The 20,720-nt window shown below is 36.4% G+C and carries 14 protein-coding genes; 9 read left to right on the top strand and 5 right to left on the bottom strand.

The genetic code is table 11. The annotated features are described in order from the left end of the window. Positions 1-44: 44 nt before the first annotated feature. Both LVD51_RS03390 and LVD51_RS03395 read left to right on the top strand, forming a co-directional pair. Positions 45-2,207, top strand: coding sequence for a sodium-translocating pyrophosphatase (locus tag LVD51_RS03390; RefSeq protein WP_236969780.1), 2,163 nt, complete (start codon positions 45-47; stop codon positions 2,205-2,207). Between the two features lie 230 nt (positions 2,208-2,437). Beyond that, entirely contained in the window at positions 2,438-4,558 is a 2,121-nt protein-coding gene (locus tag LVD51_RS03395) for a carboxy terminal-processing peptidase (RefSeq protein WP_236969781.1), read from the top strand. Positions 4,559-4,635: 77 nt separating this feature from the next. Here LVD51_RS03395 and LVD51_RS03400 read toward each other — a convergent pair whose 3' ends face one another. Continuing rightward, a complete protein-coding gene (locus tag LVD51_RS03400) occupies positions 4,636-4,932 on the bottom strand; it encodes a hypothetical protein (RefSeq protein ID WP_236969782.1) in 297 nt (98 codons plus the stop codon). A 131-nt stretch (positions 4,933-5,063) separates the two neighbouring features. Here LVD51_RS03400 and LVD51_RS03405 point away from each other — a divergent pair, with 131 nt between their 5' ends. After that, complete coding sequence (locus LVD51_RS03405) at positions 5,064-6,911, top strand: ABC-F family ATP-binding cassette domain-containing protein (RefSeq protein WP_236969783.1); 1,848 nt, start codon at positions 5,064-5,066, stop codon at positions 6,909-6,911. 91 nt (positions 6,912-7,002) lie between these two features. Continuing rightward, the gene (locus tag LVD51_RS03410; protein WP_236969784.1) at positions 7,003-9,429 is read left to right on the top strand and encodes a YfhO family protein; all 2,427 of its coding nucleotides are present in this window, start codon (positions 7,003-7,005) and stop codon (positions 9,427-9,429) included. Positions 9,430-9,679: 250 nt separating this feature from the next. On the opposite strand, the gene LVD51_RS03415 is transcribed toward LVD51_RS03410, so the two are convergent. The 3 genes from LVD51_RS03415 to LVD51_RS03425 form a co-directional block, all read right to left on the bottom strand. Beyond that, positions 9,680-10,630 carry a class I SAM-dependent methyltransferase gene (locus LVD51_RS03415; protein WP_236969785.1) on the bottom strand — a complete coding sequence of 317 codons (951 nt, stop codon included), beginning with the start codon at positions 10,628-10,630 and terminating at the stop codon, positions 9,680-9,682. Positions 10,631-10,934: 304 nt separating this feature from the next. Continuing rightward, complete coding sequence (locus tag LVD51_RS03420; RefSeq protein WP_236969786.1) at positions 10,935-11,870, bottom strand: glycosyltransferase family 2 protein; 936 nt, start codon at positions 11,868-11,870, stop codon at positions 10,935-10,937. Positions 11,871-11,936: 66 nt separating this feature from the next. Next, positions 11,937-13,109 (bottom strand): polysaccharide pyruvyl transferase family protein, encoded by a 1,173-nt coding sequence (locus LVD51_RS03425; protein WP_236969787.1) that lies wholly within the window; start codon positions 13,107-13,109, stop codon positions 11,937-11,939. Positions 13,110-13,743: 634 nt separating this feature from the next. On the opposite strand from LVD51_RS03425, the gene LVD51_RS03430 reads away from it, so the two are divergent. The 4 genes from LVD51_RS03430 to LVD51_RS03445 all read left to right on the top strand — a co-directional run bounded on the left by LVD51_RS03430 (position 13,744) and on the right by LVD51_RS03445 (position 18,758). Continuing rightward, positions 13,744-15,087, top strand: coding sequence for a glycosyltransferase (locus LVD51_RS03430; RefSeq protein WP_236969788.1), 1,344 nt, complete (start codon positions 13,744-13,746; stop codon positions 15,085-15,087). Then, positions 15,087-16,571, top strand: coding sequence for an MATE family efflux transporter (locus LVD51_RS03435; RefSeq protein ID WP_236969789.1), 1,485 nt, complete (start codon positions 15,087-15,089; stop codon positions 16,569-16,571). Before LVD51_RS03430 ends, LVD51_RS03435 begins: the two co-directional genes overlap by 1 nt. 7 nt (positions 16,572-16,578) lie before the next feature. After that, complete coding sequence (locus tag LVD51_RS03440) at positions 16,579-17,604, top strand: glycosyltransferase (RefSeq protein ID WP_236969790.1); 1,026 nt, start codon at positions 16,579-16,581, stop codon at positions 17,602-17,604. A gap of 302 nt (positions 17,605-17,906) precedes the next feature. After that, entirely contained in the window at positions 17,907-18,758 is an 852-nt protein-coding gene (locus LVD51_RS03445) for a glycosyltransferase (protein ID WP_236969791.1), read from the top strand. Between the two features lie 3 nt (positions 18,759-18,761). On the opposite strand, the gene LVD51_RS03450 is transcribed toward LVD51_RS03445, so the two are convergent. After that, the gene (locus LVD51_RS03450; protein ID WP_236969792.1) at positions 18,762-19,949 is read right to left on the bottom strand and encodes a hypothetical protein; all 1,188 of its coding nucleotides are present in this window, start codon (positions 19,947-19,949) and stop codon (positions 18,762-18,764) included. A gap of 293 nt (positions 19,950-20,242) precedes the next feature. Between LVD51_RS03450 and LVD51_RS03455 the strand changes: the two genes are divergently transcribed. Next, complete coding sequence (locus LVD51_RS03455; protein WP_236969793.1) at positions 20,243-20,719, top strand: hypothetical protein; 477 nt, start codon at positions 20,243-20,245, stop codon at positions 20,717-20,719. The last annotated feature ends 1 nt before the right edge of the window (position 20,720 follow it).

Below are 20,720 nucleotides of genomic sequence, written 5' to 3' on the forward strand. Positions count from 1 at the left end.
ACTTTTAGCGATCTTTTAAACAATAATAAATTAACATTTAAGAAATGGGACAAACGATTACTTATCTAATTCCCTTGACGGGAATCCTGGGCTTGTTATTTATGTTTTGGAAATCTTCTTGGGTTAGTAAGCAAGAAGTAGGAACAGATAAAATGGCAACTATCGCCAAGAATATAGCCGATGGTGCTATGGCATTTTTGAGAGCAGAGTACAAGGTGCTCGCTATTTTTGTGATCTGCGTGGCGGGTTTATTACTTTATAGTGGTACGGTTTCGGATGGATCCAGTCCACTGATTGCACTGTCTTTTATCTTAGGTGCTATTAGTTCGGCCATGGCAGGATTTATAGGCATGAGGATAGCGACCAAAGCCAATGTTAGAACCACACATGCTGCGCGAACTAGTTTGGGCCGAGCCCTAGAGGTGGCTTTTGCTGGCGGTTCCGTTATGGGATTAGCTGTGGTAGCTCTCGGTGTATTGGGTTTGAGTTTGTTGTTTATTATCTATTCAAGTTTTGGTTGGGAACCGGTGAAAGTAATTCAAGTGATTACTGGATTTTCTTTTGGTGCTTCATCAATAGCCCTATTTGCTAGAGTTGGTGGAGGTATCTATACCAAAGCCGCCGATGTGGGCGCAGATTTAGTGGGTAAAGTAGAGGCAGGTATCCCTGAAGATCATCCACTGAATCCGGCAACTATTGCCGATAATGTCGGTGACAATGTTGGTGATGTAGCGGGAATGGGAGCTGATTTATTTGAATCTTATGTTGGCTCAATTATAGGAACCATGGTTTTGGGTGCTGCATTTTTGGGCTTGTCGGGATTTGAGGAAACCAATATGTTCTCTGGTCTCAATGCCGTAATTCTGCCATTGGTATTGGCAGGTGTGGGTATTTTGACCTCTATTGTTGGGACATTTTTCGTAAAAGTAAAAGAAGGAGGAGATCCTCAAAAAGCATTAAATACAGGTGAGATAATATCTGCAGTATTAATGTTGGTATTAACTTATCTCATTATATCTGCCATTATGCCCGATCAGTGGGTATATCACGATACCCAATACAGTAGTTTGGGAATATTCTGGGCCGTATGTTTTGGACTTTTGGCTGGATTGATGATCGGATTTATTACAGAAAAATATACAGGAACAGGGACGAAGCCAGTATTGAGTATAGTCAAACAATCTGTTACTGGTTCAGCAACCAATATAATTGCCGGTCTGGGAGTGGGTATGCAATCGACAGCTCTTCCAATCTTGGTTTTGGCTGCTGCGATTATGGGAGCCCACCACTTTGCAGGCCTATACGGAATCGCAATTGCCGCCGTGGGAATGTTGTCCAATACTGGTATCCAATTGGCCGTAGATGCTTATGGTCCGGTATCGGATAATGCTGGGGGGATCGCAGAAATGGCAGATTTGCCTAAAGAAGTAAGACAACGTACCGACAAATTGGATGCAGTTGGAAATACGACGGCTGCCATTGGGAAAGGATTTGCCATTGGTTCTGCTGCCCTAACTGCTTTGGCCTTATTTGCCGCATATATGGAAACTACTGATCTTCGAACCATAGATATTGCACAACCAGTAGTGATGTCGGGATTGTTAATTGGAGCGATGTTGCCTTTCTTGTTTTCTTCATTGGCTATGAATGCCGTGGGAAGAGCCGCTATGGATATGATCCAAGAGGTCAGACGCCAATTTAGTTCTATCCCGGAACTCAAAAATGCCCTTGCCGTAATGCGAAAAAATGATGGTGTGGATATGTCGGATTGGTCAGATAGTGACAAGGCCGTATTTGATGCCGCCGATGGCAAAGCCGAATACGGTAAATGTGTTGAAATATCCACCAAGGCATCTATTAGAGAGATGGTTTTGCCTGGAATCATTGCCATTGCTTCTCCTATCTTGATTGGATTTACTTTTGGAGACGAGATGTTGGGAGGACTATTGGCAGGAGTAACAGCTTCTGGTGTGTTAATGGCTATATTTCAGTCGAATGCAGGTGGAGCTTGGGACAATGCCAAGAAAATGTTTGAAGAAGGGGTAGAAATCGATGGCCAGATGCATTACAAAGGATCGGAAGCTCACAAAGCTACCGTGGTAGGCGATACTGTAGGAGATCCATTTAAAGATACTTCTGGACCGTCATTGAATATTTTATTGAAATTGATGTCTGTGGTTGCATTAGTAATTGCTCCATTTATATAATAAGGAGGCATTAATTATTTATTAAAAAGGGAAGATGGAAGGCTTAAAATCACTATCTTCCCTTTTTTCGTCTACAATTAGAAGGATTTTGTCTTATTTTTATAATTTAAACAAGATTTTAACCTAGAATCTGTTATTATTAAATTGTAGTTTAGAATTACCTATTGTGTTCGTGAACCAAAAGGATGTCCAATCCTTTAAAAATATATGGAGTTATTAAATTGAATAAAATGATATTACGTGGAATTATTCTGGTAGCAGTCTTAGGCAGTGGATTGTTTATCAATAAATGGACTGAGTCCTCAATGGACGATATGTCTAGAGAACAAGTCATTGTTAAAGGCATTACCACATTTGTGGATTATCTTCATTACAGTCCTCAGGACTTGGATGATGATTTTTCAATTGGTGTGTATGACCACTATTTGAATGCGTTGGATGCTAGAAAACAATTCTTCCTGCAATCGGAAATCGATGAAATATCAACACATCGATTATCGATTGACGATCAAATACGCAATGCTCAATTGACATTTTTCGATGAAATCTATGATAAATACACTCAGGCATTCGAAAGATCGAGAGCCTATTATAGCGAAATCTTAGCTCAACCTTTCGATTATACTATCGATGAAGACTTGGATATGGATCCAGAACAAGTGTCTTTTGCCAGTTCGGAAGAGGAACTGAAGGATTATTGGAGACGGTTGTTGAAATATGAAACCATCAGCAGGATCATCGATAAAGAGAGCGCACTTCTGAAAGAAGAAGAGGGTAAATCATTTGAGGAAATAGAAAAAGAAGCAAGAGAGGGTACAGAAAAAATGTATACTCGTTGGTTTGATAATGTGGGAGATTTTAGAAAGTCTGACTTATTCGACCAATATATGAATGCTATTACTGGAATGAATGATCCTCATTCCAATTATTTTAGTCCAAAAGATAAAGAAGATTTTGAAATCGATATGTCTGGTAAATTGGAGGGTATCGGAGCAAGATTGTCTAAAGATGGTGAATTTACCAAGGTGGTAAGTGTGATTCCTGGAGGACCTGCTTGGAAAGGAAAGGAATTGGAGGAAAATGATTTAATTGCCAAGGTCGGCCAAGAAGATGAAGAGGCCGTAGATGTGAGAGGATGGAGAACCGATGATGTAGTGCAATTGATCAGAGGTAAGAAGGGCTCGAAAGTGAGATTAATCGTCAAAAAAGCCGATGGAGTGATGAAGGAGGTTTCCATTATTCGAGATGAAGTGGAAATCGGTCAAAGTTTTGCCAAGTCCTTCTTAATCAATGACGAAGCAAATAAGAAAAATATAGGCTACATTAAGTTGCCTCGATTCTATTTTGAATTTGACGGTGATCGTCGGTCATCCAAAGATGTAGCCATAGAAATAGAAAAATTAAAGAAACAGAATATAGAAGGTATTATCCTCGACTTGCGTTACAATCCAGGGGGATCTTTGAGTGATGTAGTCGATATAGGAGGTTTGTTTATTGAAGATGGCCCTGTAGTTCAGGTTAAGTCCAGAGATGACAAGCCCCATATTTGGGAGGATAAAGATTCCAAGGCTCGATATGACGGACCTTTAGTTATATTAGTCAATCAATTTAGTGCATCTGCTTCTGAAATTTTGGCCGCCGCTATGCAGGATTACAATCGAGCAGTTATTGTAGGAAGTAATTCCACTTTCGGAAAGGGGACAGTTCAGCGATTTTTTCACTTGGATCAGGCCTTTAGAGGTAAGAGTCCTTATTCTGATTTGGGAGATGTTAAATTGACCATTCAGAAATATTATCGAATCAATGGCGGTAGTGTACAGTTGAAAGGAGTTGTTCCAGACATTATTTTGCCCGATGTATACAACTATATCAAAATGGGAGAAAAGGAATACGACAATCCATTGGATTGGACTAAAATCGAAGCCCTAGACTTTGATCAAAATGTCTATAAGATTCACAATATGGATGAAATCAAACGGCGATCCGCAGAACGTGTGGCAAATAATAAAGTCTTTGAAATGGTGGATGAGAATGCGAAGAGGTTGAAGAAAAATAAAGATGAAACCATCTATCCGTTGGCATTGGAAGCGTTTGAATCCCTCGAAGAACAACGCAAAAAGGAATCAGAGAAATACAAGGATATCTTTCCTGTAAATGAATCATTAGTTATTTCAAATTTACCAGAAGATTTAGATAAAATTGAAATAGATTCATCATTGATCAGTGGCAATAAATCAGAAATTGACAATTTGGCAAAAGATATCTATTTGACTGAGGCATTGAGTATAATCACCGACGTTATAGAAACACACAGCAGCATTTCTGTGGCCAATAAAGATGCCAAAAAGTAAAATTTAAGATGTAATCTAGTCTCCATGCATGGCATGGAGGCTATGATCCATCCCCATCTGTGGGCATTGAAACAATACTATCTCAAACTATTGTAAAGTCGTTCTGCCAAGGTCAACCACTCCTCATCGTAATCCATGTTGTTCCTAGATAATCCCCCCCTGCGATACCAATACGACGCATTTCCGTAATCGCCTTCTGTTTTATGTATAAATCCATGGATTAGACAGGGTAGAGCCTGATCTAAGTGTTGGATTAGTTCATGTGCCTCATCTAAATCTCGACGGTGTAGATGCCATAAAGCCATAAAGCTAGGATTGTTCTGAGAGGGTAGATCTGTAGATTGTAGTTGTAGGAGGAATTCACTGAAATTCATTTTCGTAATTATTTCTGGTAAAATATAATAATATTTTAATCTATACAGTAGTTTTGCAATCAATAATTCCATAGAGTTCAATATGGGTTTAATGACCTATTGAATCAAATTTATCCAAATAACTAGGCTATATGCATATTTTAAGCGCTGAAAATCTTTCTAAATCTTACGGAGACAAGGTTCTGTTTGAAAATCTTACTTTTCACATGAATCAAGGAGATAAGATGGGACTCATTGCACCAAACGGAACGGGGAAAAGTACCTTGTTGAAAATGGTTTGTGGGATTATTCCATCCGATGCCCTAGGCAGTAAGATTTTTATACATCCATCCGTTAGGGTAGGCTTTTTGCAACAAGCAGAAGATGTCAATCCAGAGGATAGTATTATGGATTATATTTTTAGTTCCCCTCTACCTCAGATTCAAGCTTTAAAAAAATACAAACAAGCCGTGATTAATCAAGATGATAACTTGTTGACGGAAGCCAATCAATTAATGGATCAAAGCCAAGGGTGGAATATTGAAGCGCGAATAGAAGAGATACTATCTAAATTAAATGTGCCCGCATTCGATGCCGTATTGGGATCTCTAAGTGGGGGACAAATGAAGAGAGTTTCTTTGACCAAGTTATTGATCGATGATCCCGATTTGTTGATTTTGGATGAGCCTACCAACCATCTCGATGTAGAGATGATAAAGTGGTTGGAGAATTATCTCTCCATGGCCAATAAATCCATATTTATGGTGACCCATGATCGTTATTTTTTAGAAGATGTCTGCAATCAGATAATAGAAATATATGATGGGCAATTGTTTACCTATGCGGGAAGTTATTCACAGTATCTCGAGAAAAAGGAAGAGCGTAGGGCTTGGGAAGTAGAGCAGAAAGATAAGGCCAGTAAGGTTATGAAAAAGGAATTGGAATGGTTGAGGCGAATGCCCAAAGCCAGAACCACCAAGAACAAGGCAAGAGTAGATTCTTTTGACGATATCAAAAAAGCGGCCCAGAAGTCGATTTACAGTCATGAATTGACCTTTAATATAGAGCCGAGAAGATTGGGGTCTAAAATCTTGGAATTTGAAAACGTAAGCAAGAGTTACGGCAGTCACGAGGTGATAAAATCGTTTTCTTACAAATGGCAAAAAGGGGAAAAAATAGGGCTGGTCGGTAAAAATGGAGCGGGGAAATCTACCCTTCTCAATCTAATAACACAAAATATAGAGCCGGACAGCGGTCAGATCGTTCACGGAACTACCATTCACTTTGGTTACTTCAATCAACAGGGAATGCAGGTGGAGAATGATCAACCCATTATCGACATCATTAAGTCTGTGGCCGACCACATACCTACCAAGGGTGGGGGGACTATGACGGCGGAACAGTTGATGGAGAGATTCATGTTCCCCCGTTCTCAACAACGAGTCTATTATTCTCTCTTGAGTGGAGGAGAAAAAAGGAGATTGTATTTATTGAAGATTCTCATGACCAATCCCAATTTCTTGATCTTGGATGAGCCGACCAATGATTTAGATATTTTGACCCTCAATACTTTGGAGGAATTCTTGATGGAATTTGAAGGATGTGTGATTATCGCCAGTCACGATAGATACCTTACCGACAAAATCGCCGATCACTTATTGATTCTCGACGGTCAGGGTGGGATCAAAGATTTCAATGGCAGCTATGGCGCTTATCTGGAATGGCAACGCGAATTTGATGCAGAAAAGCAGAAATCAAAACAAGATAAAAGTCCTTCGACGAAGCCCAAAGAAAACGACTACGAACTTCGTAAGAAAGTTAAAAGCCTTGAAAATCAAATTGACAAGCTGGAAAAGGAAAAGGTCAAATTGGAAAACAAATTTAACGATCCCAATTTAAGTCTGGAAGAAATTCAGAAATGGAATACAGCCTTGGGGGAAATTAAAGAACAAATAGTAATAAAAGAAGAAGAATGGGAGGCCTTGGTTGAAAATTTATAAAATGTGATTAAAAGTTATTGGCATTTGTAATGTCAATTTTTTCCCATTGTAGTAAATTTAAATACCTTTATAAGCAAATAAATCCATTTAAATGATGAACAAAGTAGCGATTAAGAACAATGCTATCTCATTAGGAATATTTATACTCATCAGTATTGCCCTTTTTTACCCTCAAATCCAGGGCAAACAATACAGATCAGGAGATAATCTAGAGTATACCGCCAAGAGTGAAGAATTGCGTCAATTAAATAAGGAGTTAGGTCGCAGAGTGCTTTGGGCAGATGCTATCTTTAGTGGGATGCCAGCTTATTTTGTTCATTTGCCCTATACAGGGAATGTTCTCAAAGGTATAAATGATATTATTGTCTTTACCATTGGCAGACCCATTGGTTTATTCCTCTTGGGATTAATCATCGTGTTTTTGTGTTTAAAGGCCATTGGAGTCAGTCATTGGATGGCCACTATCGGGGCTCTCGCCGCAGTAATTACGACCAATAATTTTATCTTATACAGTGCCGGTCATATGAGTAAGATCATGACGGTATTCTATATTCCTTTTTTGCTTTCGGGTACCATTTTACTTTTTAGAAAGCGGATTTTTTATGGTTTCTTATTGTTTTCCGTCGGTGCAGTAATGACGATCATGGCCAATCACCCTCAGATGATATATTATTTTGCCTTGGTCCTCATCCCTTATTTTGCATATGAAACCTTTCGTTATATCAAGGCCAAGGAATGGATTACTCCCGTTAAAATATACGGCTTGTTGGTCCTAGGTGTGACCTTAGGGGTGTTGGGTAATATGTCAAGAATATGGACTACTATAGAATACACCAATGCATCGACACGTGGAGGTTCTGTTCTCAAAGAAGTAGCCAGTACCAATAGTGAAAAAGGATTGGGCTGGGACTATGCCATGCAATGGAGCAATGGTATTGTGGATATTATCCCTTCCTTGATTCCCGGAGCTGCTGGCGGAGCCAATCAAGAACCAGTGCCAGAAGGAAGTCAACTCGAAACTCTCTTAAAACAAAATAATTCTCCCAAACAGAATGGTCGATACTTAGGTCCGTTGTATTGGGGCAAATTGCCATTTACTTCTGGTCCCATTTATTTTGGCGCTGCCTTGTTGTGGATGGTCGTTTTTGGCTTTAAATATTTAGAAAACCAATACAAATGGTTGTTTGGAGGAGCTATTCTGTTGACCATCTTACTGTCAATGGGTAAGAATGCCGCCTTTCTCAATCATTTTTTATTTAATTATTTCCCCAAATTTAACAACTTTAGAGCTCCCAATAGTGCTCTGAGTATCTTGCCTATGTTCTTGGCCTATGCAGGTGTGATGGGGTTGGATAAATATAAAGAAGAGTTCCAGTCTCTTAAAAATAAGACCGTTCCCAAGTACTTTTGGATTAGCATCATAGTACTGGCCGGATTTTGCTTAATAATTGCCGTTCTAGGTACTTCGCTGTTTTCTTTTGAAGGGGCCAACGCCGATACCTATGCCCAACAAAATGTATTGAATATTATCGTGGAAGCCCGACAGATATTGTTGAAGCAGGATAGTATGCGTTCATTTATGTTTGTACTCTTGGCTGCATTGCCATTTTGGATTTATTTTACCAAGAAAATCAATTACCAAATTGCTACCGCTATCCTTGGTGTCGTATTAATGTTGGATGCCATTCCCATTGGATTTAGGTATTTTAATAAGGATAACTTCCGAACAGAGCGATCTATAGAAAGTGTATTTGCCCCTCGACCTGTGGATCAAGATATTTTATCCAGAGAAAATAATCGAGAAACCTATAGGGTATTGGACTATTCTGTCAATACCATGAATACCAATATGACTTCTTTTCATCACAATACCATAGGAGGATACCACGCATTGAAGATGTCTAGATATCAGGATATCCTCAATGGTTATATTGCAAAAAATAGTCCAGAGGTGTTGAATATGCTCAATACCAAATATATTATAGGACAGGATGGCAAACTCAATGTCAATACCAATGCCAATGGTGTGGCTTGGTTTGTGTCCAATGCAGAGTATGTCGATAGTCCAGATGCGGAATATCTCGCCCTAGAAAGCTTGCAAACCAAAGAGACTGCTGTGGTCAATGCAGTGGATTTCGGTGATGTCACAGGTAATAAAACCACTTTCTCCAAAGGTCAAGTTGTGCCGCTACAGCTGGTGCCAGATGATCTCATCTATGAAACGGAAAATGATGATGAAGGTCTATTGGTCTTGTCGGAATTGTGGTATGATGGTCCAGGATGGAAGGCTTATGTCGATGGACAGGAAGTACCATTGATTCGGACCAATTTTGCCTTGAGAGCATTGGTCGTTCCTGCTGGTAAGCATCAGGTGAGTCTACAGTTTAAACCTCAGAGTTATTTGATGGGAGAAAGGATTGCTCTCATAGTATCTCTTTTGCTTACTTTGGGCTTGATTTACTTTATCGGTAAGGAATATTTCGGACTGTTTGCCAGAACTAAGTCGTCATCTAAGTAGTAAATTATTTTCTTAGATTTTATTACGAAAGCTCGGCGCATCTCTGATCTTACACAGGAATGGAAGAAGCTTGTATGGCTTACGTTACAGATTTGCAGTGGAATACAGACTACTGTGATGATGAGATTCAAGGTAATACCCAGAGTGTTATCTGTATAGAGGTTAGACCGTAAATATTAATCACATATTCTGACAAATAATCTAATTTTAGGAAATATTAGCACATTAGAATGTAATTACAAAAGTACCACTACTTTTTATGTCTTAGGATAAAAGCACATGCATCTCCCTGATTTGTTTTGTTGAGTTCCTTTGCTCTTTCTTTGTATTGTTTAATATCTTCCTTGGAGAAAATGGATTTTTCTGGGTTAATAGCATAAGACTTTTCTGTCTTTAACGGAATATCGTGGGCGTTTTGTTCACTGCCCCAGAACTGAAATGCAGTAGAGTCGTAGATTACTTTTTCAATTACAAGATTATTTTCCTCTGCTAGTATTTTCATGCTTTCTACAGAATGCAAAAAGAAATGACGAGGGGCATCTAATTGGACCCAGTTTTCTTTGTAGTGATTCCAGGCATAGGAAGAAGTGGTAGGGACTCTTATGATGCAGTAGCCATTGGGGGATAACAACCGACTGACGGTGTTGAGGGTCTCCCTTGGATCGGACATATGTTCAAAGGAATGGTGAAACATGATTAAGTCGTATTGACCAGTAATTTCGTGAATGGTTTTTTTGAATACTTTAATGCCATTCGTCAGCTCTAAATCATGAATTACATAGGGATCAACTCCCATAAGATTTTCAAGCCCAATTTCATTTAATTCAAGTAATAGTTTTCCGTTTCCACTTCCGACATCGAGAATATTAGATTTTGCATTTATTTGAGCCTCTGATAATATTTCTAATTTCGTTCCGGGTAGGTATAGATTGAGTAATTTGCCGATTAAGCCTTTGCCCAACAAAGCATAGGTGTCTCGTTTTTTTCTCAAATAACCCAATTTTTTCAATTCGGGTTTTTGAAAACTATAATAATTATCTGGGTAATAATCCTGAATGTTTTCAGGAATTTCTGCTATTTGTAAACAGTTGCAGTTACTGCAATGGAAATATTCAAATTCATCTCGAAATCCAAACATCATTTCACGGACAAAATAGGTTTTTAGTCCGTCTACACTGTTGCAAACAGCACATTTTTTCATAGCTTCATTGTTTTAAGATGTCCTTTTATTATGTTAAAATTCGAGTAAATATATACAATTTGGTTGATTGTTGTACATGGTAATTAATTTTTACTGTTGTCTGTTTTCAGACTGCTCCGCTTTTATTTTATTGTTAATGTATGTCTATATAATTAGAGAACATATTATAATTGAATAGGGAAATTTTAAATTCATGTGGAATAATAGGATAATATCAACGACAAGAGTTATAGCTGTCTCTAACTATGTCTAGGCTTTGCGATAGTAATGTATTGATTCGTAGATTTTTATGGTGCGATCTGAGTTATTTGCTTAAATCTCGACTTAGATAGTAAGACATTCGTTGATTGAGATTAAGTTTTCTGAGTTTGAAAATTCTTTTCAATTCTACAAAGATATATTGAAAGGTATTCCCAATGTCTTTGAGTTTACCTTTGGCCAGTAGTTTGATAATTTGTAGAGAAAGTCTCAATTTAAAAACAACAATGGTCTGAATTTTTTTGGCAAAACCTTCTTTGTATTTAAGGTCTAAGATGCATCTTGATAAAATAGATTGAATTTTACCTCTTGGTGGTAGATTCAACACACTGTGGATGTGAGCGATTCTGGCCTTGGGAACAAGTAGAGATTTTCGATCTTGGTTTTGAAGGCGAATATTAAAATCATTGTCTTCACCATACATATAAAATACTGGATCGAATAAACTTTCTGTAGTTATGATATCTGTGGGAATTCCGAGACAAGCTCCACTGTATTCTTGAATGGGGTAACCGTCTTTCAATGGTTTTTGAAGAACCAAATCGGTGAGATATTGATCGGCTGAATAAAGGTAATGCTTTACAAAATGCTCTTCTATTTTTTGAAACTGATAATTGAAGATAATGGGGATAATAATGTTGTCTGGGTAGGAGAGGTGGGCATCTAACATGGCATCAATAAAATGCTCATCCACTACGGTATCTTGATTTAAAAGAATAATTAGTTCACAGTTTTTTTGAATAGCTGCGCGGTACCCCAGATTACAAGCCCTACCAAATCCTATTCCCGGTTTGGTAGAAACAATATGGCATTGATTACTAAATTTTAATACGTACTCATTTTCCTTGTCTTGGGTTGAGTTGTCTACGATAAAAATGTTGAAATCAACTTCTTTACACGAAGTCAGTGAGGCTATGCAGTTATCAATAACATGGCTACCATTATAGTATGGAATGATGACGCCGATGGTCTTTTGATTCATAGATACAAAGTATTTCCTAAAGAAGTTCAAATGGTTGAAAATACTTATTTGAAATTAAAACCATCATTAATTTAAACAGTTTTTTATGTTTTTTATGGATTGGTAGTATAATTCTTTTTGGTGTTCTGTATCCTCTATGATTTTTTGTCGGTCGGTATTCAGTGCAATTTTTGCCTTATCCAAAAAATTATTGCAACGACTAGGTTCATTAATTGGGGTTTTGCCCCATGTTTTTAAATATCCTAAAACCTTTTTTTGTTTTGGATTGAGTCCAATATAAGGGACTCCATAACTCATTGCGGATATAATCCCGTGTAGACTAGTACCTATATAGAGTCTACTTTGGGCTATTAAGAGAATGATTTCATATACATTGGGATTGTCGATGAATTCGTAAGAACATGATAATTGACCAGCTATAATTTTTAAAACTTTATCGTCTTCATGACCGGGAGCTGTCCCTATTGGACATAATACGATGGTAGAATTCGTTTCTTTACCCAACTGATTGAGTTGCTCTACGATCTGGGGAACGTTGTTGTTGTGTTTATGCTTACCAATTTGAACAAATATATAGGGTTGGTCTGTCAATTTCTTTATCGATGTTCTGACTTTAATATGAGACTTTAGATGGTCAATGGAAAAAACATCAGATAATATGATGGCAGAATCGGGATATAAATGCGAATGGTTAATGCCTTCTTCTTCCAAAAGTGAAAGGGTTATATTTTCACGTACTGCTATATAATCTGAGTCGGATAATCTCGGATAGCATTTTTCAGGTATTGATGTTCCTCCCACCGAATTGTAAGCCACAGTTATATCGCCTTCAAAGTCAGATTTGTTAATACAGAAGGGAAAGTTACTTTTCCCCCCAAGGATTTTTTTCGCTAAGCCCAAAGAAGAAAATACTCGTACCGTGACCTTATTTAAAAGTGCAAAATACAATGGATTGATAAATCCTAGTAATTTGTCCCAATTGGCACCTATACTTTCTCCTCCTGCCACTATTACATTGTGATGGCCAGATTTGTTTAATTCATTGACAAAGGCGTGATAGTTCTGGGTTTTTACCCCACCCACTTCGGTATAGTCAGCGTCTACTATTGAAAAATAATTAAATTGAAATTTGTCTGGATACTGAGATTCTAGGGCGTATTTTATCATTTTTGGAAATAGAAGATCTCCGTAATTGAATCGATCATAAGGTCCAATAATATTAATCTTTGTTTTTCCCATTATTATATAGTTTTACCAATTTGATTTAAGTATTGAGCTTAAAATCAAAGTTGAGGTAATTATTTAAGTGTAGTTTTAGAGAGTATTGGTTACAAGTAGTTTAGTAATATTTTCTACTTCAAAACCAATTTATTTTCATATAATATTAATGTAACGCAGATTCAATTCTTAAATTGTGGAATATATTGATATTTTCTTTCTATTTCTTATTTCAAATATCATAGGATACAGATTCTAAACTTAGAAAAGGACGACTATTTCCTGTCATACTCTATATCTTGAGTATTTGAGCTGAATAATATGTATTAGATTATTTGTAATGAAATTGTTATATAATTTATTTTTTTTGCGACTCGGAGAAGTTGAATTTTAGTAAGGATTTTAAATTTGAAAGGGAATTTTTCTTATTTTTCATTTCGAAATAAGAGGATGAAAAAATATTCCTTTTTCATCATTTTAATGAATAATGGAGTTGCATATGTGCTGGGTGAAATATACAATGAGATAAGTACATGATTAAACTAAGAAACTGTAAATTTTGGATTTTGACATCTGTAAGCAATAATTCTAGCTGTCTAGAAAATACTTCCTATATAATTTATCGATAAATAAGAATATTTTCAATCTTTGCGAAATGAAAAAAGTATTGATTCTTACCTATTATTGGCCACCTGCTGGGGGTCCTGGTGTTCAAAGGGCTTTGTATTTCGTAAAGTATTTGCGAGATTTTGGGTGGGAGCCCATTGTTTACACGGTAGAAAATGGGGAGTTTCACAACGAGGATCATTCCTTTAACAAAGACATCCCAGAAGGGATTACTGTATTGAAAAGGCCTGCACTAGAACCCTATTCCATATATAAAAAATTACTGGGGAAGAAAAAGGATGAAAAATTAAAACCAGTAGTCTTTACCGAGAAGACCAATAAACCATTGTTACATCAATTGTCGGTATGGATTCGGGGCAATTTTTTTATCCCAGATGCCAGAATGCTTTGGATAAAACCCTCGATTCGGTATTTGGTAAAATATTTGGAAGACCATCCTGTAGATGCGATTATGTCTACCAGTCCACCTCAGTCTATGCATCTCATAGCCAGTGGATTGAAGAGTCGTATGAACTTGCCGTGGGTGGCAGATTTTAGAGATCCTTGGACGAAGGTCAGCTATTACAACGATTTAAAATTGAGTTCATGGGCAGATGGGAAGCATAAGCGTTTGGAGAAGATGGTGTTGAATCACGCTGACAAAAGAGTGGCAGTAGGGTGGAAAATGAAATCGGATTACGAATCAATCGGAGGACAACCAGTAGAGGTGATTACCAATGGATTTGATGATGAAAGTATACCCAATCTTCCATCGGTGGATGATAATGGGAAATTGAAGATATTGTATCTGGGTAGTCTCTCCCGCAAGAGAAATCCTTTCTTACTTTGGGAATCGCTTTCGGAATTAATTGGGGATGGTACAATAGCCGAATCACAAATTGAACTTAATTTTATTGGAAATATTGATCCCATAGTTTTTGAATCATTAGACGGTTTGGGATTGAAAAACATATATACCAAGCGCGGATATGTACCTCATCAAGAAGTGTGGAAGCATTATAGTCAAGCCACAGTATTGCTTTTGATTGGTATTCCCAACCAACCTGAAATCTTGCCTGGGAAGTTATTCGAATATTTGGCCAGTCAAAAACCTATTTACTCCGTATTCCCCAATAACAGCGATGTCGAAAAAATACTGAGGGAATGTAAGGGAGGATTGTCAGCCAATGATAAAGACAAAGAACAATTAAAAGCCAATCTCTATTATTTTATCGATCTGTATCATCAGGGTAGGTTAAGTCAAACATTTGGAAGAGATGTAAAGGCGATAAAGAATTATTCTCGAAAATCCCTTACCGGTAAATTGGCCTCCATGCTAGATGAAATATCTTCTAATTCGGAATCATTGAAAAAGACGGAAACCATCACTTAATGGGAATTGTAAAAAGACAGAGTTCGAAGCAGGCCATATTACAAGTCTTTGGGATTTTGATTGGTGGAATAAGTGTACTATACATTTATCCCCTCAATACAGAAATGCTTGGATTTGCCAGATTTATTTGGGATAGTGGTCTCCTTATGTCATCCTTTATCCTATTCGGGGCAAATACCGGTATGGTAAAGTATTTCCCAGTGATGAATTCCAAATCGGGAGCCAATTTTAGTTTGCCCTTTTATTCTATTTTTTTAGTGTTTGGAATTATTATGTTTTCGGTCATTTATTATTTTTTTGGTGATGAGCTATTGAAGGTGCTGAATAAAAATAATATCGCTTTTTTGGAATACAATGGTTACTTTTTTATCAGTGCCATCCTCACTTCGATTATCATATTTCTCAATTACTACTGCAATACACTGAAGCGGATTGTAATTCCATTTATAGCCAGTAATTTTATCAAAAAGGTGGCGCTTCCTGTGTTGATATTGGCATTTGTATGGGGGCATATATCAAAGTTGGGATTTGCCAATTATTTGATTATTACATTGGTTTTGGCCATATTGTTACAGGTGGTATATATATATCGGCTGAATAGCTGGCGGATTGGAAAGGTAGACTGGGATTTCTTAGGTCGTGAATGGAAGCCTATACTGACCTATTCATTGGTGAGTATGTTTGGAATAATAGGAACTTCCTTTGCTTTTCAAATTGATTCATTTATGATATCGACCTTGATCGGCTATGACAGCAATGGAATTTATTCTATTGGGTTTTTTATAGCCAATATGGTTTACCTTCCTTATATGGCATTGTCTACCATTATGTCACCGATAATATCAAATAATATATCCTTGAACAATTGGAGTAAGATAGGCGAATATTATAAGCAGGGTGGAAATATTATGTTGACCATAGGGATTCCCGTTTTTTTATTGGGATATTTTTGTGTATCTGATCTTCAAGATATTTTTCCATCCAATAAAGACTTTGAAGTGTTGGAGATTATTATTTTGTTGATTGGGCTTACCAAACTATTCGACTTGGCTACTAGTTTCAATACTCAAATTATGGTGTATTCCGATCTGTACAAAATCAACTTAAAATTGATTTTAGTGATGGCAGTGCTCAATGTTTTAATGAATTATGTGTTTATTGTATTCCTGAATATGGATATTGTGGGAGTGGCATTGGCTTCTACCATAAGCATTTCCCTTTTCAACATAGTTAAATTAGTTCTTTTAAATCGACGATTTGGAATCCATCCCTTTACTCAAAAAACCCTGAGCTTATTAATCTTAGCAGCTTTGTTGTTTTTTCTTCTTCTTTTCATTCCGTCCGCCGGCAATCCTTATTTGTCGATTTTTTTAAAAACATTATTGGTCGGTAGTATCTATGCTGGAATTGTATATTTGTTTCACTTATCTCCCGAAGTTGAAAAGTATGGGATGGAATTATTGAATAAATTAAAGATCAAATAATCAAGATATGAAATATACTCTGATCATACCGGTCTATAATCGACTGAATGAAGTAGAAGAACTGCTTCAATCGGCAGAACAATTGAATTTTGATCGAAATTTATTCGAATTTCTATTTGTCGATGATGGGTCCAATGACGGTTTTAAAGAATTTATAGAAACCTATCAATCGGATTCTGGACTTAATATTGAAGCCATTTTTCAGCAAAATAAGGGACCTGGGGCGGCTCGAAACTATGGTATGAGTCAGGCGAGAGGTCAATATTTTATTTTTATCGATTCCGATTGTCTTTTCCCTCCCAACTATCTCCAAGCTTTGGATAAAGACCTTCAGCTTCATGGATATGATGCTTTTGGCGGTCCTGATACCAGTCATCCCCAATTTTCGGAATTGTTGAAGGCCATCAATTATAGTATGACTTCCTTTATTGGAACTGGGGGTACGCGTGGGGGCAAAAAACAAGTAGGTAGGTATTATCCAAGAAGCTTCAATATGGGAATCTCTAGGGCCGTATATGATAAGATAGGGGGGATGAACGATTTGAGACACGGGCAGGATATGGATTATTCAGCGAGAATCTATGAGGCCGGTTTCAATGTGGGATTTATCTTGGATGCCTTTGTGTATCACCAACGCAGAACGAGTTTGCCTAAGTTTTTTAGACAAATATTCAATTGGGGAGTGGCGAGAATCAATTTGGGTATCCTCCATCCCAGTTTACTAAAGCCAGTGCATTATTTACCGGGCTTATTGGTGGGCTTTTATTTGATTGTGTTTTTAATCAGTTTTGTTCTACCTGTGTTTAGTAAGATTTTACTCCTAATGCTTTTAGGTCATTTATTGGTATGCGGCTATGCTTTTTTTGAATCCTATAAGATATATCGAAATATCAAAGTGGCATTATTGTCTATTGTCACATTGAATATTCAAGTCTTTGGCTACGGGAGTGGTTTTCTATGGGCACTATACCAGAGAGCGCGAGGCAAGCGCGAGGCCAAAGGCTTTGTAAAGAATTATTACGGTAAAAAATAAACCAGGCCAAGAAGTCTACGATGCTTTGCATTTCAATTGGTCAACTCGCGATATTATTAGTCATTATTAAATGTAATTTGTATAATATTGTTTGTTAAATTGAATAATTAAAGATCATGAGATCAATATTTTTTTTGAAGAAGAATTCCCTCGAATGATATTATAATACTTGACTTTTGAAGGTTGAGTCCATCAAATTTTGTAGTTCTTCAATATAAATATAAACCCTTGTTATTAGCTTTAGTGATATTTTTATGTAATCAATAGTATATTCTGTGGTAAGTGATTTAGCGATAATAATTTTGAATTATAACTCTTATGGTGATACTATAAGATTATATACTAACCTAAGTAAATATCAGTCTATTCCAGAACATTGTTTTTATATTGTAGATAATCACTGCGATGATGGACCAAAATTGCAAAAATACTTTAAAAATACTGCCGTCCATTTAATTCATTCACCCCATAACGGAGGTTATGCTTTTGGCAATAATTTGGCTATTAGAGAAGCGATACGTGATAACAAGGATTATTATTTAATTCTCAATCCAGATATCCAAATCAATAGTGAGACTATTATACAAATGCTTCAATTTATGGCAAATGATAAGAGTATCGGTGCATTGGGATGTAGAATTATGGAAGATAAGAACACAATCTACTCCGATGGAGGCAGGGTAGATTTTCAGAAATCATGTAAACCTGGACACTTAAATGGTGGAAAACGAATAGATGAGGTGGTTTCTGTCTCTATAGTAGATCAACAAAGTATACAATATATCAACGGCAGTGTTTTACTAACTAGGAAAGAAGTTCTTGATGAAATTGGTCTCATGCGTGAGGATTTCTTTCTCTATTTTGAAGAAACAGAATGGTGTATTCGAATGACCAAGAATACTCATTACAAGTTAGTGGTAATGACGGACCAACAAGCTTATCACAAACGCAGTCAGAAGAATGAACTATACACTTATTATATGAATCGAAACAGGGTCATACTGTGTCGATTATTATCGGTGTCCTATGGCCACATTTTGTTGGGTCATGTCCTAAATATTGGTAAAATATTGATTCGAAGGGATTATACCTTGAAAAGATATATTGCCGCCTCCAGGGGAGTGATGAATGGCATAACACAAGTGATTAAATAAATTTCAGTTTTTCAAAATATGTTCTATACTTTCCATGGTCTGTTCGTTAATAGCAGATCGTGAAAAGGTATCTCTCAATCGGTGAAAATTGTGAGGCTTCAGTTTTTGGTTGAGAATATCGATGATTAAATGTTGTAGATCATTGGTGTCCTTATAGCAGTAGGTGACTTCTTTCCATATTGCTTCTTTCTCCACCTTTGAAGGTAGTAGGGTTGGTTTTTGGAACCTTAGTATATCACCAAATACTCCAGATTGCTTTGTTGTGCCGTATTCTTCTGTATATATTCTAAACCTTGTGTCTATATTGATGGGGGCAATGAAAAAATGTGTGGATTGGATAAGTTGCTCTAGTTCTGATTGAGGTAAAAAATGATTAAAATATATAACTTCAAAATGTTTTTGATCGATGGCTTTAAATTTTGATATGATATCTTTTCCATAATTGGAGTTGGCAGAGCCAGCAAAGATTAATCTTACGTTCTTAATGCTATGTTGATTAAAATTAATGGACTTAAAAGCCTCATAAATGGTTAAATAATCTCGTTTCCTAAAATCAATTTTACCTATTATTATAAAAGTAACTTGGTCAGATACATTCGACTTTATTTCCTTTTTTGGTGTGTCATTTATATTGGAAAAGGGTAGAACAATGGTTTTATGATGTTCTAAATTGAATTTATTTAAAGCATATTGGCGTAAATGGTCATTGGCGAAGGCAAAATAATCGATTTTCTTTATGATTTTTTTTCGATAGAAAAAATCTCCTAAGCCCAACCCTAGGCGCAGACTATATGAAATATCTTTCCAAATCATGTAAGGTGATATTATAAGACGATAATTTTCTTTTACACTTTGAAACCACCGATTGGTGTTATGTAATCTTAATATTATTTTATAAGAACCATTGAGCGAATTAAAACTTTTAAGATTGTAGGCCAATGTGTTGATTACAACAATATCACTATTGTCTAATTCATTTTTGTATTTTGAGAAATACGAAATAAAATTGGTTTTCCCATTGTGTAAATAAAATTTTACATTTGGCAGAGACTCTGTATCGAGACCTGTGTTTTTAAGGATCTTAGCAGTCGTGAAAATTTGTAATTGGAATGTTTCATTTTTAAAGCGCAGGATGGATTCTCTTAATACTTCCGCATGATAAAATAATTCAATAATGGATATTGTCTTCAAAAAATAGGGGTTTTTAATTTGATAGATTCCAATTGTTTCAACCCTTAAAAATAGCCAAAATTCAGTGTTTATATACAACACAGCTGTATTTATTTTCACTGTTAAATTAAATTTTCAATTTTTTTTGACAAAAATTACAAAGGATGTAAATAAATGTAATTGAATTGTTTTTTGTAGTGTTTTAACATGCTTTGTTATTTTAAAAAGTATGGTCACAAAAATTATATTGAGTTGTTTAAAAGAACAATACATTTATTTTATTTGATGATTAGAATATTTTCAATCTTTACCAGATGAAAAAGGTTTTATTAATTACCTATTATCGGACTCCATCTTATGGACCAGGTGTTCAAATAACCCCATATTTTGATAAATATTTGCGTGATTTTATTTGGAAGCCTCCGACCAAGGACTTGTTGTTGATTGGAATTTCCAATAAGCTGGAGATCTTACCTATTAAATTTTTTAACTATCTAGCCAGTAAAAATCCAAGTTATTCTATTTTTCCTAAAAGCGGCGATGTTGAAAAAATAATGAAGCACTGTAAAAGTGGTTGGTCTGCAGATATTGGTGACAAGCTGACACTAAAATCCGATTTAAGGCATTGTATATTGTTTTGTCGCAATAATACCCTCAGTAATGTTTATGGTGATTTAAAGGAAGTAATTGGGCAATGGTCAAGTAAAAAAAGGACGGGGAAGCTCGCCGTATTATTGGAAGATGCAGTTGTTTCCCACTATGGGAGCTTAACTAAAGAAGGTCAGATATAGA

It is taken from the genome of Membranihabitans marinus (assembly GCF_021729155.1).
GTDB classification, from domain to species: Bacteria; Bacteroidota; Bacteroidia; order Chitinophagales; family Saprospiraceae; genus Membranihabitans; species Membranihabitans marinus.